Source organism: Thalassospira sp. UBA848 (genome assembly GCF_002295455.1).
Lineage (GTDB): Bacteria > Pseudomonadota > Alphaproteobacteria > Rhodospirillales > Thalassospiraceae > Thalassospira.
On sequence record NZ_DBGS01000003.1, the window covers coordinates 21,251 to 35,405 of the forward strand.

A 14,155-nucleotide genomic window follows, 5' to 3' on the forward strand; every position below is an offset into this window, starting at 1 on the left:
CTCATTCGTGGGTTCGAATCCCACCCTCTCCGCCACTTGCCCAAGACAGAGCAGAACCAGTTCAGTAATCGCAGGACGATCTTCTTTGCGAGACGCCAAGCCGTATCTGCCATGACGTCACAATCGTCGAAAGGTCACTGATATGAGCGAACTGCCGCCCTGTCCCAAATGTGAATCCCCCTATACCTATGAAGATGGTGAGTTGTTGATATGCCCGGAATGCGCCCATGAATGGTCGCTGGCAGCCGCACATGCAGATGCGCCTGTTGTGCGGGATTCTAACGGCACGCCGCTTGCTGACGGTGACACGGTTTCGGTGATCAAGGACCTGAAGGTCAAAGGTTCATCGGCGGTGGTGAAAGTCGGTACGAAGGTCAAGGGCATTCGGCTGGTTGAAGGTGACCATGACATTGATTGCAAGATCCCCGGCATCGGGCAAATGGGCTTGAAATCGGAGTTTGTGAAAAAGGTTGCCGAGTAGTTGGCCAAATCCATTCCTCGCCAAAAGAAAAAGCGCACCAAATAAGGTGCGCTTTTCTCGTTTCGGTGTTTTGCCGCCGTGTTTAGTCTGCCCCACCCGTGCGGAAGGTCGAGCCCGGTTTTGGTTTAAGCACGCGTTGAATAAACAGTGTACCAATCGCTACACCAATACCAATCAGGTCGGTAATAAGGCCGCCGGAAATCATGAACAGAGCGGCGATGACCAGCAAAATGCGCAGGAACCAGACGGCACTACTGCCAAGGAACCAGCCCTGAACACCGGAAGATAGCAGGAAGACCCCAACAACAGCGGTGACGAGAGCCTGTCCGATTTGGAGATATGTTCCATCCATCAGGATCGCAGAGTTATAGAAGAACATGAACGGCACGATGAAGGCCGCGATCCCGATCTTGAACGATGCGACCGACGTTTCCATCGGATTGGCACCGGATATACCGGCTGCAGCATAGGATGCAAGTGCCACTGGCGGGGTAATTGCCGAGACCACAGCAAAGTAAAACACGAAGAAGTGTGCTGTAAGCGGTTGAATACCCAGCTCAATTAATCCCGGCGCCACAACGGAGGCGGCGACGGCATAAGCCGCAGTTGTTGGCATTCCCATCCCCAGAAGAATGGCAATAAGCATGGCGAAGACCAGCGCCAGAAGCTGGGATGCTTCTGCGAGACCCAATAGCAGGTTCGAGAAACGTGCACCAACACCAGTCAGCGCAATAACACCGACAATAATACCGGCGCAGGCACATACGGCGATGATCTGGATCGACATACCGCCTGCGAGTTCAAAGGCCTTGGCAACTGAGCGCACGCCGACCCGATTGGGCGTCAACCAGCTGACAACAACGGCCGCAACCGTTGCAAGGGTCCCCGCCCTGATAACGGAATATCCAAGGAACAACGCAACGATCAGAATGATGATCGGCAGGAAAAGGAATACCTTTTTGATCATCGCATCAAAGCGCGGCAGCTCGTCCTCACGCATGCCGCGCATGCCAAGCTTTGCGGCCTCGAAATCGACCATGAAGTAGATCGATACGAAATAGAGGATGGCCGGAATAATGGCAGCGATGGCAATATCGGTATAGGGAATGCCCGTGATTTCAGCCATGATGAAGGCACCTGCCCCCATGATCGGCGGCATGATTTGACCACCGGTGGAGGCGGCTGCCTCAATCGCGCCTGCCGTTTTCTTGTGGTAACCAACCTTCTTCATCAAGGGAATGGTCAGTGAACCGGTGGCCACCACGTTGCCTGCAGAGGTGCCATTGATCATGCCCATCAGGCCAGATGCAAAAATCGCAACCTTTGCCGGTCCACCACGGGCCCGACCAGCAACTGAGAAGGCAAAGTTCACGAAGTAGTCGCCAACCTTGGATGCCTGAAGGAACGCCGCAAAAATGATGAATAGGATGATGTAGGTCGACGACACGGCCGTCGTTGGACCAAGAATCCCGGCATCGGTGTAAACTTGGCTGAAGAACCGCTGCCAGGTAACTGAGGGTGATTGCAGGAAGCCAGGCAGGTGTTCGCCGACAAACACATAAACAAGGAAAATCGTCGCAATGATCACAAGTGCAAGCCCGGCAACACGGCGGGTCAATTCCATGATCAGCAATGTCCCGGCAACCGCAGCAATCGAGATCCCGATCGGCGCAAATGGCGTGCCGGTCGAGTTGCGCATGAGGGTGCCATAAATCGTGATCAGGTAGACCGCAACGGCAACACCACAAACACACAGAACAAAGTCTGGCGCGGAATATTTGTCGCGTGATGTCTTGTGGAACCATGACAGAACGATCCCGCCCACCGTCGCAATCAAAAGCGGTGTCCCGAACAGCCAGGTCTCATTGAACTTGATGGTGGCATCAATGCCATTCCACATCACACCATTCTGAATATCGAATGCGAAACTGATGGCCATGCCCGTCGCCATAAAAGCCGGCACCAAAAGGACGTAAGACAGATACCCCAGAAGAGGCGTTGAAGTGCCCGGGCTGTCACTAAAGCTGTTGGCGGAGTACCACAGGAACCCAAGTGCCAATGCACCGGCAACGTGAACAATCCGGAAGTTCCAGGTTTCAAGTGGAAAGTCTGGAAGGAACGGCAGGTTGACCAAGCCGCCTGTCATCCCCGACAGGGAAACGCCATTGAGCGCAAGCATGTGGAAGGCCGCGTAGATCGCCGCGGAGATTGTGATGAAGGTCAATCCCCCGCCCTCAAACATTCGCCGGTTATGTTCGACCGGTTCTTCGTCAACACCATCAGCAATGAGGTGTTCGTCTTCCACCTGGCTTTTATCTGACATCTATTCCCCCGCACTCACGCAAGTTTGTTTTTGGCCACAGGCAAGCTGGTAATTGAAATATGGCGGACCGTCCACAAGGACAGTCCGCCTTACAAGATGTTTTTGATGGCAGTGATCAGTTGATCATGTCTGCCGGAATGGACGCGCCATTCTCGTTGAACCACTTCGCAGCACCCGGGTGCCACTTCATGACCTTGTTCTTGTCCCAGTTCGCCGGAACGGTCGAGCGGGCCGCACGGTGGATGGAAACCATCCGGTCATTGTCGGACATCACAACATCTGTAGCCGCATAGACGAAGCTTTCCGGAAGGTCGCAGTTAGCAATCGCAAAGTTCCACATGGAAACCGAACGTGCAGGTTCGGTCAGCGTGGTGTAGGTATCTGCTGCGATGTCGAACTCCGATACCGGGAAGGCATCCATGATTTGCTTCTGTTCTGCTTCGGTAAACTCGATGATGTTTACGTCGGTCTGAACTTCAAGCTGGCTGACAGCGGGAACCGGGACGCCAGCGGCAAACGCGATCACGTCAAGCAAGCCGTCCTGCAGCTGACCACCAAGGTCAGACCAGCCGCCATTCCGGCGTTCGAAATCAACACCCAGTTCTTCGAGCATGCGCGGGAAATAGGTGTCCGAGGTCGAGCCAGCCGGACCAAAGCCGATTTTGGCGCCTGCCGGAATGTCCGCAACCGAGGTGATTCCGGAAGAAGAAAGTGCGGTGATCGAGAACGGCGTCTGATACATCGGGAACATCGCGCACGCATTGGTCATCTGCAGACCTGGTGCAATCGGGTTGGTACCCGCCAGAGATTCTGCAGCCGGACCCATGGTGGTCATGCCAAAGGCGGCTTCGCCGGTGTGAACAAGTGCCATATTCTGCATCGGGCCGCCGGTGACTTCGCCGCCACCCGAGATTCCAAGTTCTTCCGCGACCAGGTTGGCCCAGCCAGAACCATACGCAAAATAGGTCCCGCCCTGAGACGCTGTGCCGACGGTGAAGCTCTCAGGCCAGCCATCACGATCCTGTGCCACGGCAGCAGTGCTCCCGAACGCAAACGCGACCGCCATCCCTGCAAATAATGCGCGTTTCATTAATTTCCTCCGTTTATCGGTATTTTGTGAGAATCTGCCACAAGTCATTTCCTCATATGGGGAAACTTGAGGTTGATGGCAATGTGGTTCTTAATCAATACCGAAAATGGTGAGATTTCATAGTGATGTCGATCTCATGAGATGCTCGACTTTAGTTGTATTCGCCGTACTTATAAGATTTAATTAGAATTATCTAACGTGCACAGATCACTAAGACGGCGCGGCTTGTAATCGTAACGTTCAATCACATTTGTATCTGATGGCGTGGGTGTTTTGGGGGACTTATGAATGTCGTTAAACATTGGTAGCCGGATACTGCTTGCGGCAGCGATGATCGTTGTTGCCACATTCGTGGCCTTTATCCTCTATTTCGACTATCAGCAGCGTACGTCGATCCAAACCTCCTTAGAATCGAAACTGACCGAAAGCGGTTCGTTGGCGACGGCTGGTATTTCGAATTGGCTTGATGGTCGCCGCCTCTTGGTTGAGAGCCTGGCCAACAGCATTGCACGTGACAGTTCGCCAGAGAATGTGTCGGCGGTTGCAAGTGGTGAAGCCTTTGCCGAGTCATTCATATTTTCGTATTTCGGCAGTGCAGATGGTGTGATGACGATGTATCCACCTGATGAGTTGCCGCCCGATTACGACCCACGTAAACGTCCCTGGTATGCCGACGCTGTTGCAGTGGGCGACAGTACCTTGACCGAACCTTACACTGATGCCTCCACCGGACAGCTGATTGTCACGGCGACCACGCCGGTTTCCGAAGACGGCAACCTACTCGGTGTTGTCGGGGGGGACATTGATATTGGTATTCTCGGTGATCTGGTGCGCAGTATTGACCTTGGGGGTATCGGGTATGGCTTCCTTGTGAACGATCAGGGAACGGTCCTGATCCACCCGAATGCCGAGTTCACATTAAAACCCCTGTCTGATGTTTTCCCTGAAGACACACCAACAGTGACCGAAGGTATGGACAATATCAAAGAAGGTCGTGGGGAACAGCTCTTCACCTTCTTTCGTGTGAGCGGCCTGCCCTCGGTAAACTGGTATCTTGGGTTCGCTCTGGATCGGGATGAAGCGTATGCTTCACTTTACGAGTTCCGCTACACGGCGATTATTACCGCCGTAATTGCCGTCCTGGCGATCATGGGGCTGATGGGCGTTTTGGTGCGCGTTTGGGTTTCAGGTCCGGTTATGAGCATGACTTCTGCCATGACCCGGCTTGCCCAAGGTCAGAAAGACGTCGAGGTTCCAGGAACAGAGCTCAAAGACGAGATTGGTGCGATGGCGGCTGCGGTGCTTGTGTTCAAGAATAATGCAGCCGAAGTCGAACGCTTGGCGCATGCAAACGAAGAAGCAACGAAGCGGGCTGCCGAGGCGCGAAAACGTGCGCTTGAACAGATGGCCGACAACTTCGAACAGAGTGTGCTTTCAATCGTGGAAACCGTCGCAGACGCTGCGGAGCAAACCCAGTCAGTGGCAACACAGTTATCAGCCAATGCAGAGGAGTCGACGTCACGCGCTGCTGCTGTCTCCAATGCTGCCAATATTACGACGGAAAATGTGCAGGCCGTCGCGTCTGCCACCGAAGAGCTTTCCGCCGCTATTCGCGAAATCGGGGCGCAAGTTACGCAATCAATCGAAGTGGCAACCGAGGCTGTTGACGGCGTCAACAGCACATCGGCAACCGTCACGGAGCTTGCAGAAGCAGCTGAACGGATCGGCAAGGTCGTTGGACTTATTCAGGATATTGCCGGGCAAACCAATCTTCTGGCTTTGAACGCAACCATCGAAGCCGCCCGCGCAGGCGACGCTGGCAAGGGCTTTGCTGTTGTTGCTGGTGAGGTGAAATCACTTGCCAATCAAACCGACAAGGCGACAGGCGATATCCAGGTGCAGGTCGATGGTATTCAGGGATCCTCGTCCCGCTCGGTTTCGGAAATTGGTTCAATTTCAGGAACGATCGAACGCATCAATGAGTTCTGCAATGCGATCGCAGCAGCCGTAGAGCAACAAGGGGCTGCCACGCGTGAAATAGCCGATAGCGTCCAACGCGCGGCGTCGGGCACACAGGAGGTATCGCAAAATGTTTCCGCTGTGTCTGATGCGTCAAACATGGTCAGTGTCGAAGCCAATTCGCTTCTGCAGTCCTCGCGGGAGATGCGTGAACTTGCCCATCGATTGCGCGAAGAAGTACTCGGTTTCCTGAAGTCAGTGCGTGATAATGATTGAGTTCCCCATGGTGACAGCTTTCGTGTGATCTAAAACCCAGAGCGCCTGATTAACGGACTCCGTCTGTCCTGCTTAACTCCATGAGAACTGGATTCTCAGGTGAGCGTAACCTCTGTGTAGTTTTTTTATTGCGTAAAATCCCTTACTGCTGCACGATTTGTGCAATGCGGTCGTTAATGGTGATGTGTAACCGTCTGAAACCGCAGTTTTCTTCACAAAACTGCAAAATATCAGTGGAAATGCTCTCGTTGGACAGGCAATTATTGACGGAATGAGAGGCGCTTTGGCGCGTCTTGTGGGGGAGCATCTGGTTTCAGATGCTAAGACGAACGAAGAAGATTAAGACTCTCAACAGGGAAATTTTAAACTCGATATGAGCACAGACATACCCGCCCTGCAGGTCGAAGGGATGTTCAAAAGCTTTGGTGAGCATGAAGTTCTCAAAGGAATTGACCTTACGGCCAACACCGGGGACGTGATTTCGATTATTGGCTCGTCTGGATCGGGCAAAAGTACATTTTTAAGATGCATCAACCTGCTTGAAACGCCAGACTCCGGTGAAGTTCATGTTAAGGGTGAACTGATCCGCATGAAGACGTTGAAGGATGGTTCACAGGAAGCGGCTGATAAAAAACAACTGCAGCGCATCCGCACCAAACTGGCCATGGTGTTTCAAAGCTTCAACCTCTGGAGCCACCTGACCATTCTTGAGAACGTGATCGAAGCACCGATCCATGTTCTGGGTGTTCCCCGCAAAGAAGCGATTGAGCGCGCTGACGCATTGCTCAAGAAGGTCGGGATGTATGAACGTCGGGATTACTATCCCGGTCATGTATCCGGTGGCCAGCAGCAACGTGCCGCGATTGCGCGCGCGCTTGCAATATCACCCGATGTTTTGCTGTTTGATGAGCCGACTTCAGCCCTTGATCCCGAGCTGGTCGGTGAAGTTCTGCGGGTTATGACCGATCTTGCCGAGGAAGGCCGCACAATGCTTGTGGTGACCCACGAGATGGGCTTTGCGCGCGGTGTTTCGAGCCATGTCATGTATTTGCATCAAGGAAGGGTCGAGGAATTCGGCAATCCGACTGATGTTTTCGAGAATCCAAAATCGGAACGCATGAAGCAGTTTCTTCAGCGCGATTTCTGATCTGGGCAGGCCAGGGCCAGGTGTGCCGTGGTCGCAAGAATGGGAGTACTTCAATGCGTACGCCCCGTTCCAATCAACAAGGGAGACTATGAATGAAAAACTGGATCAAGGTTGCATCTGCTGCAGCAGTTGGCATTGCACTGAGTGCTTCGGCCGCAAACGCTGATTGGGATAAAGTCGTTGTAGCGACCGAGGGGGCCTACCCTCCGTTCAACATGATGGACGACAATGGCAACCTCATCGGTTTCGACGTTGATTTCGCCAACAAGCTTTGCGAAACCGCAAATGTCGAGTGCGAAATCGTTGCACAGGACTGGGACGGCATGATCCCGGGGCTTCTGGCCAAAAAATATGACGCAATCATTGCGCAGATGTCGATCACCGAAGAGCGCAAGCGTTCCATCGACTTCTCTAACTACTACAGCAACACCCCGGCCGTGTTCGTCGGTAAAGACGGCATGAGCATCACCGCCTACAAAGACGGCGAAGTCATTGAAGACGCGCTTGATGGTATGGTCATCGGTGTTCAGCGTTCGACCACCCACGCGAACTTCCTTGAAGATAACTTCATGGATACCGAAATCCGCATGTACGGCACGCAGGACGAAGCTCTGCTTGACCTGACTGCTGGCCGTATTGATGCAACGCTCGCTGATTCCGGTACCCTCGAAGCGTGGGTTAACTCGGAAGAAGGCGAAGGCTATGGCTTCGTTTCCAACCAGTTCGCACCGAGCGAGTGGTTCGGCGAAGGTGCCGGTATTGGTATCCGCAAGGAAGACCAGGACCTGAAGGAAATCTTCAACAAGGCGCTGGCTGAAATGCTTGAAAACGGCTCTTACGAAGAGCTGAACAAGAAATACTTCCCGGCGATCGATCTGCATCCGAATTGATCTGCCTGATCTATTCAGGGCGGCGAAGTGTTCGCCGCCCTTCCCTTATTGTTGCGCGTTGCTTGTAATTCAGGGGTGAAAAGCACGGGCAGCATCAAGGAAATCTGGAGATACCATGCTCGATTTATACGGCCGCGGCTGGCAGATGCTTGAAGGGGGACTGGTTACAGTTCAGCTTTGCCTAACCGTTTTGCCATTCATGATTGTTATTGGTTTGTTGGGTGCGTCGGCCAAGCTGTCGCGCTATCGCACACTGCGTGTGATTGGGGAAAGCTATACCGTTCTTATTCGAGGCATTCCCGAGCTTCTTGTTATTTTGTTGATTTATTTCGGCGGCACCATCGCCGTCCAAAGCCTTGCAGAGCTTATTTCCGGCGAAGAAACCCGTGTCGATATTCCTGCCTTCTGGTCTGGTGTCGCGGCTTTGGCGCTGGTCCAGGGGGCATTTGCATCCGAAGTTTTCCGAGCAGCCATGCAATCGATTCCGGTTGGCCAAATCGAGGCCGCGACAGCATGTGGCATGACGCCGATGCAAATTTTCATGCGGATCAAACTGCCGCAGCTTTGGCGCTTTGCCCTACCGGGGCTTAATAACCTTTTTCAGGTCCTGATCAAGGACACCGCACTTATTTCGGTTGTTGGTGTCGAGGAAATCATGCGCAAGGCCGCCATCGGTGCCGGAACGGAAAAGGCACCGTTCACTTTCTATTTGGTGGCGATGCTGATGTTTCTTTCATTTACAACGGTTTCGCTTCTGGTCTTCAACTATCTTGAAAAGCGGGCGGCCCGCGGCGTGGCGAGGGCGTAGCAGATGTTTGAAGATTTCATATACGTTCTTGGCAAGTATGACACGTGGCTGTGGCGCGGCTTTTTACTGACCATAGAGTTGTTGGTCATTTCGGTTACGTTGGGCACCCTTTTGGCCATTCCACTTGCCGTGGCCCGCGTTTCTAAAAAGGTCTGGATACAGGCCCTGCCCTTTGCCTTTATCTATGTGTTCCGTGGTACGCCGCTGATCGGACAGCTGTTCATGATGTATTATGGCGTCGGGCAGTTGGTAGCAGAAATTGATGGCATTCAGGATCACTGGACTTGGACCTATTTGCGTGATCCATACTGGTATTGCCTGCTGACATTCGTTTTGAATACAGCTGCCTATGTCGCTGAAATCATGCGTGGTGGTATTCAGAACGTCCCGAACGGTGAACTGGAAGCCGCGCGCGCATGCGGTATGTCCCCGTGGATTACCTATCGGCGAATCATCTTCCCGCGCATGTGGCAAATGATCTGGCCTGCTTACACCAACGACGTGATTTTCACGCTGAAGGCGACGTCGCTGGCATCCACCGTCACCATGATGGAGCTTACGGGTGCCGCGCGTAAAATCGTTGCCCGTACCGCCCTTCCCTATGAAGCATTTATCTCAGCAGGCGTGATCTATCTGATCATCGTTTACACGCTGACCTTTGGCTTCAAAGGGATTGAACGTTATTTGCGCCGTAGCGAAGTACGCAAGGAACCAAAATCCGCCAAGGCTAAAGCGGCATCTGCCTGATCAACTACCCATATCAAACCCGGTATTCAGAGACGGACATTGCCAGCCTCAATGGTTGGGTGTCCTGATCCGGCCGGGTTGTTTTGCCCCACATCCCCACTTTCAGGATTTCGAAATGCAAGAAGAACGCATTGAACTCGTCCGCCCGCAGATGGGTACGTCACGCGCCCTGACAGTCCGCCGTTATGGCAAGCCCGGCCAAGGCCCAAAGGCCTATTTCCAGGCTGCTTTGCATGCCGATGAATTGCCCGGTGTCATTACGCTCCACCACCTTGAAGTTCTTCTGAAGGAAGCCGACGCAAAGGGCGAGATCACCGGTGATATCGTCGTTGTGCCGTTTGCCAACCCGATTGGCTTTACCCAGTATGTCGATATGAAACCGCTTGGCCGTTTTGAGATGCGCAGCGGTCAGAACTTTAACCGCCACTACCCCGACCTGAGTCCAGCATTGATTGACGCCGTTGACGGAAAACTGGGCCAGGATGGCGACAAAAACGTCGCGCTGATCCGGGCTGAATTGCGCCGTCTGATCAAGGAACACCGCAAGAACGTCAGTCCGTTGACCGATCTTCAGGATTTGCGTCTGACCCTTGCAGAACTTGCGATTGATGCGGACTACGTCATGGATTTGCATTGCGACTGGGAAGCGCCGATGCATCTTTACATCAGTGATCATAACTGGCCGGATGCTGCCGACCTTTCGGCACAGATCGGCTCGGAATGCAGCCTGATTGCCGAGATCAGCGGCGACAATCCGTTTGACGAGGCGTTCAGCAGACCATGGGTCGAACTGCGCCGTGCCTATGGTGATAGCTTCCCGATCCCGATGGCGACCTTGGCAACCACGATTGAACTGCGTGGTGATCGGGACGTTTATGACGAATACGCGATCAAGGATGCAGAGAACATGTACAAGTTCCTGCAGCGTCGTGGGCTGGTCGCTGGCGATCCCGGCCCCCTGCCCGAAGCCAAATGCGATGCGACCCCGCTTTCGGGTGTTGATCGCGTTATGGCCCCGCATGGTGGCATGGTTGTGTTTGGCGCAGAGGCCGGAGCAACGGTCACCGCTGGTCAGGAGCTGGGCTATGTTCTTGATTGTGAGACCGGCGAGAAAACACCGTTCTCCAGCCGAACGGATGGTGTTCTATATTCACGCATCGGGATCCGTCTGGTGGTTCCGGGCGGGTATCTATGTTCGGTCGCGGGCGAGAAGCCGCTTGAAGGACGTGAAGGTCAGCTTTTGTTGTCCAAGTAGCGTGCCAGAGCTCTTTTCTGTGTTCTTGTTGAAACTGTGTTTTGAGACGGATCGATTGATTGCCGCTTGAAGGTTGGATACCTTGCAGGTCAGCTGATCGACCGGTCTTTCGCGTTCGTGCCAGATGGTATCGGGCGATTTGACGGACTAACTGCACCAGACGCAGTAGCGGTGCATGACAAGGAATGTTTGATGTTTGATCCGAATACCGTTTCAGAAGTGATTTCTGCCGCAAAGGACGAGGCCATGGCAGATGCCGATACGGCCCGACGCGCCATTTCTGTTCTGGATCTGACCAGCCTGAATGACGATGACAATGAACAGGTCATTGAAGCCCTGTGCAAGCGCGCGCAAACCCCGGTCGGAAATACGGCCGCCGTTTGCGTCTATGCCCCGTTTATTGAAACATCGTGGCGTGCACTGGGCCAATCGGGTGTCAAAACCGCAACTGTGGTGAACTTCCCTGAAGGTGGCACCAACGCCCAGCGCGTGGGTGACGAGACCGCCAACTGCGTTTCCAAGGGCGCGGACGAGATTGATCTGGTGTTCCCCTATAAGGCGTTTCTTGATGGCGACGTTGCAACCGCAACCGAGGTTGTTGATGCCACCCGGATGGCCTGTGGCACCATGACCACCATGAAAGTCATCCTTGAAAGCGGCGAGTTTGATGATCTGGGAAAACTTTATGAAGCCGCCCGCCTTGCCATCAAGCATGGCGCAAACTTTGTTAAAACCTCAACTGGCAAGGTAGCCGTTGGCGCAACCCCCGAGGCCGCAGTAGTCATGCTGACTGCCATTCGAGATGCCCGAGACGAAGACGGTATTGATGCCGGTTTCAAGGCCTCCGGCGGAGTAAAAACCACCGATGATGCAGCCCTTTATCTTGCCATTGCTGATCACATCATGGGCAATGGATGGGCAAAGCCGGAGACCTTCCGGTTTGGGGCAAGTGGTGTTTTGACTGCATTGCTGGAAACATGCGGCTCGAAACCGGGCGATGCACCTGCCCCGACTGGCAACTATTAAAATTCATCACTATTTGCGGGTGATCACATTGCCCGGATTAGGTTTGAAGGAAGATATCAATGGCACGTGCCATCATTATCGTGGCGGACAGTTTCGGGATCGGTTCGGCACCGGACGCAGCAAAATTTGGCGATCAGGGTTCTGATACCCTTGGCCATATCGCCGAACACTGTGCCAGAGGCCTTGCCGATAGTGACAAGCGTAGCGGACCGCTTAATGTGCCAAACATGGTCGCACTGGGCCTTGGTGAAGCTGCCAAGGATGCGACGGGTCGCGTGCCGCCCGGATTGGATCACGGTGGCGCAATGATCGGTGCGTTTGGTCATGCCAAGGAACTCTCGCGTGGCAAAGATACGCCAAGCGGCCATTGGGAAATTGCCGGTGTTCCAGTGGATTTTGACTGGGGCTATTTCCCGCTTACGGTCCCGACCTTCCCGGCGGAACTGACAGACGCCTTGATCGAACAGGCCAAACTGCCGGGCATTCTTGGCAACTGTCATGCATCGGGCACAACCATCATTGCCGAACTTGGTGAAGAGCATATCAAAACCGGCAAACCAATTTGCTATACCTCCGCCGATAGCGTGTTTCAGATCGCCGCCCACGAGGAACATTTTGGTCTGGAGCGCCTGTATGAGGTTTGCGAAATCGCCTTCAAACTGGTTGAACCCTATAACATCGGCCGCGTGATCGCCCGACCGTTTCTTGGCGAAACACCGGCGGATTTCAAGCGGACGGCAAACCGGCGTGATCTTGCCGTACCGCCAACCAAACCGACCCTGCTGGATCAGTTTACTGATACGGGCGGTACGGTCGTTTCAGTTGGCAAGATTGCCGATATTTATGCCCATCGCGGGATTACCAAAAAGGTGAAGGCGGCAGGCAATATGGCGCTTTTTGATGCCATGATGGCCGAAATTGCCGAGGCCCCGGATAACAGCATTGTGTTCACCAACCTGGTGGACTTCGACATGGAATTCGGTCACCGTCGTGATGTCGCCGGGTATGCAAACGCGCTTGAGGAATTTGATCAGCGAATTCCGCAACTGCGCGCTGTGCTTCAATCGGGTGATCTGGTGATCATTACGGCAGACCATGGATGTGATCCGACTTGGCGTGGCAATGACCATACGCGCGAATTCGTCCCGATCCTTGCTTTTGGACCGGCAATCGCGCCCGGCCCATTCGGGATGCGCGAAACCTTTGCAGATATCGGGCAAACGGTTGCCGACCATCTCGGGATTGCGCCACTTGCAGCCGGAACGTCTTTCTTGAATGGATAAAATGGTATGAATTGGCAGTTCGGACAAAGTGAGCCTTCAAACGCGCCCATCAGGATCGAGGCGATCGTCGATACCATTTGTCCGTGGTGCTATATCGGCAAGAAGCGTCTTGAAAAGGCGTTGGCCCGTGAAAAGCTTGATAACCTGATCATTCACTGGCGTCCGTTCCTGCTTAATCCCGACATGCCAAGTGGCGGTATTGATCGCAAACTCTATTTGTCGGCCAAGTTTGGCGGGGCTGAAAGTGCCGAACGGGTCTATAGGGCCATCGAGGATGCCGGGGCTGCCGTTGGCATTCCATTCAAGTTTGATCAGATCAAGGTCACCCCGGACTCAACGGATTCTCATCGACTGATTACCAAGGTCTGTGCCGAACGCCCTGCCGTGGGGAATGATCTGGTTGAGGATCTGTTTGTCGCCTACTTCCTTGAAGGTCAGGATATCGGTGATCATGAGCTTCTGGCCGATATTGCCGTGCGCCATGGCGAGGACAGAAACGAAATCCTTGAATACCTTGCTGGTGATATGGATCGGGAATTTGTCGGTCAGGAAAACCGTGTCGCCCACCAGATGGGCGTTACGGGTGTGCCGTGCTTCCTGTTTAACAGCCGCCATGCCCTTTCGGGTGCCCAGGAACCAGATATTCTACAGCGTATGATCCGGTTGGCCCGACAAGAAGAAATTCCGGTTTAAATAGGCCCATTAACAACGAAAAAGGCGGGATAACAATCTGTTACCCGCCTTTTCTTTATGTGGTTTCGGCAATATCCGAAAGGCGCTTCATCAAACGTTTCAACCCTTCAAGCCGGTCCGTCGGACCATCCCAGCCTGCGGCATAGACCATCTTGTGGTCAGGGCGCAGACGGGCCA

General features: G+C 53.7%; 12 protein-coding genes. 10 read left to right on the plus strand and 2 right to left on the minus strand.

From position 1 onward, the window contains the following. Nucleotides 1–142: 142 nt before the first annotated feature. A complete protein-coding gene (locus tag B2R48_RS00305) occupies nucleotides 143–481 on the plus strand; it encodes a zinc ribbon domain-containing protein YjdM (protein WP_296996367.1) in 339 nt (112 codons plus the stop codon). 82 nt (nucleotides 482–563) lie between these two features. Here the strand turns inward: B2R48_RS00305 and B2R48_RS00310 are convergent, their stop codons facing one another. Together B2R48_RS00310 and B2R48_RS00315 are read right to left on the minus strand one after the other, a co-directional pair. After that, nucleotides 564–2,804: a TRAP transporter permease gene (locus tag B2R48_RS00310; protein WP_296996369.1), complete on the minus strand. Its 2,241-nt coding sequence runs from the start codon at nucleotides 2,802–2,804 to the stop codon at nucleotides 564–566. A 115-nt stretch (nucleotides 2,805–2,919) separates the two neighbouring features. Next, entirely contained in the window at nucleotides 2,920–3,894 is a 975-nt protein-coding gene (locus tag B2R48_RS00315; RefSeq protein ID WP_062954886.1) for a TAXI family TRAP transporter solute-binding subunit, read from the minus strand. Between the two features lie 288 nt (nucleotides 3,895–4,182). Here B2R48_RS00315 and B2R48_RS00320 point away from each other — a divergent pair, with 288 nt between their 5' ends. From B2R48_RS00320 to B2R48_RS00360, 9 genes are all read left to right on the plus strand, one after another. Then, nucleotides 4,183–6,129 carry a methyl-accepting chemotaxis protein gene (locus B2R48_RS00320; RefSeq protein ID WP_296996374.1) on the plus strand — a complete coding sequence of 649 codons (1,947 nt, stop codon included), beginning with the start codon at nucleotides 4,183–4,185 and terminating at the stop codon, nucleotides 6,127–6,129. Between the two features lie 385 nt (nucleotides 6,130–6,514). Next, nucleotides 6,515–7,276 (plus strand): ABC transporter ATP-binding protein, encoded by a 762-nt coding sequence (locus B2R48_RS00325; RefSeq protein ID WP_348657893.1) that lies wholly within the window; start codon nucleotides 6,515–6,517, stop codon nucleotides 7,274–7,276. A 92-nt stretch (nucleotides 7,277–7,368) separates the two neighbouring features. Further along, complete coding sequence (locus tag B2R48_RS00330; RefSeq protein WP_062954889.1) at nucleotides 7,369–8,166, plus strand: transporter substrate-binding domain-containing protein; 798 nt, start codon at nucleotides 7,369–7,371, stop codon at nucleotides 8,164–8,166. A gap of 115 nt (nucleotides 8,167–8,281) precedes the next feature. Continuing rightward, a complete protein-coding gene (locus B2R48_RS00335; protein WP_296996382.1) occupies nucleotides 8,282–8,974 on the plus strand; it encodes an ABC transporter permease in 693 nt (230 codons plus the stop codon). A 3-nt stretch (nucleotides 8,975–8,977) separates the two neighbouring features. Continuing rightward, complete coding sequence (locus B2R48_RS00340; protein ID WP_296996385.1) at nucleotides 8,978–9,721, plus strand: ABC transporter permease; 744 nt, start codon at nucleotides 8,978–8,980, stop codon at nucleotides 9,719–9,721. 115 nt (nucleotides 9,722–9,836) lie between these two features. Further along, the gene (locus B2R48_RS00345; RefSeq protein ID WP_296996387.1) at nucleotides 9,837–10,976 is read left to right on the plus strand and encodes a succinylglutamate desuccinylase/aspartoacylase family protein; all 1,140 of its coding nucleotides are present in this window, start codon (nucleotides 9,837–9,839) and stop codon (nucleotides 10,974–10,976) included. A gap of 192 nt (nucleotides 10,977–11,168) precedes the next feature. After that, nucleotides 11,169–12,002, plus strand: coding sequence for a deoxyribose-phosphate aldolase (deoC, locus tag B2R48_RS00350; protein WP_296996390.1), 834 nt, complete (start codon nucleotides 11,169–11,171; stop codon nucleotides 12,000–12,002). 59 nt (nucleotides 12,003–12,061) lie between these two features. Further along, nucleotides 12,062–13,285: a phosphopentomutase gene (locus B2R48_RS00355; protein ID WP_296996393.1), complete on the plus strand. Its 1,224-nt coding sequence runs from the start codon at nucleotides 12,062–12,064 to the stop codon at nucleotides 13,283–13,285. A gap of 6 nt (nucleotides 13,286–13,291) precedes the next feature. Further along, the gene (locus B2R48_RS00360) at nucleotides 13,292–13,978 is read left to right on the plus strand and encodes a DsbA family oxidoreductase (protein WP_296996396.1); all 687 of its coding nucleotides are present in this window, start codon (nucleotides 13,292–13,294) and stop codon (nucleotides 13,976–13,978) included. The last annotated feature ends 177 nt before the right edge of the window (nucleotides 13,979–14,155 follow it).

What these genes read in the sequence shown, in the direction of transcription:
- B2R48_RS00340 (WP_296996385.1), top strand. Translation starts at nt 8,978, where the DNA reads ATGTTTGAAGATTTCATATACGTTCTTGGCAAGTATGACACGTGGCTG.
- B2R48_RS00305 (WP_296996367.1), top strand. Translation starts at nt 143, where the DNA reads ATGAGCGAACTGCCGCCCTGTCCCAAATGTGAATCCCCCTATACCTAT.
- B2R48_RS00310 (WP_296996369.1), bottom strand. Translation starts at nt 2,804, where the DNA reads ATGTCAGATAAAAGCCAGGTGGAAGACGAACACCTCATTGCTGATGGT.
- B2R48_RS00335 (WP_296996382.1), top strand. Translation starts at nt 8,282, where the DNA reads ATGCTCGATTTATACGGCCGCGGCTGGCAGATGCTTGAAGGGGGACTG.
- B2R48_RS00360 (WP_296996396.1), top strand. Translation starts at nt 13,292, where the DNA reads ATGAATTGGCAGTTCGGACAAAGTGAGCCTTCAAACGCGCCCATCAGG.
- B2R48_RS00345 (WP_296996387.1), top strand. Translation starts at nt 9,837, where the DNA reads ATGCAAGAAGAACGCATTGAACTCGTCCGCCCGCAGATGGGTACGTCA.
- B2R48_RS00355 (WP_296996393.1), top strand. Translation starts at nt 12,062, where the DNA reads ATGGCACGTGCCATCATTATCGTGGCGGACAGTTTCGGGATCGGTTCG.
- B2R48_RS00330 (WP_062954889.1), top strand. Translation starts at nt 7,369, where the DNA reads ATGAAAAACTGGATCAAGGTTGCATCTGCTGCAGCAGTTGGCATTGCA.
- B2R48_RS00320 (WP_296996374.1), top strand. Translation starts at nt 4,183, where the DNA reads ATGTCGTTAAACATTGGTAGCCGGATACTGCTTGCGGCAGCGATGATC.
- deoC (WP_296996390.1), top strand. Translation starts at nt 11,169, where the DNA reads ATGTTTGATCCGAATACCGTTTCAGAAGTGATTTCTGCCGCAAAGGAC.
- B2R48_RS00315 (WP_062954886.1), bottom strand. Translation starts at nt 3,894, where the DNA reads ATGAAACGCGCATTATTTGCAGGGATGGCGGTCGCGTTTGCGTTCGGG.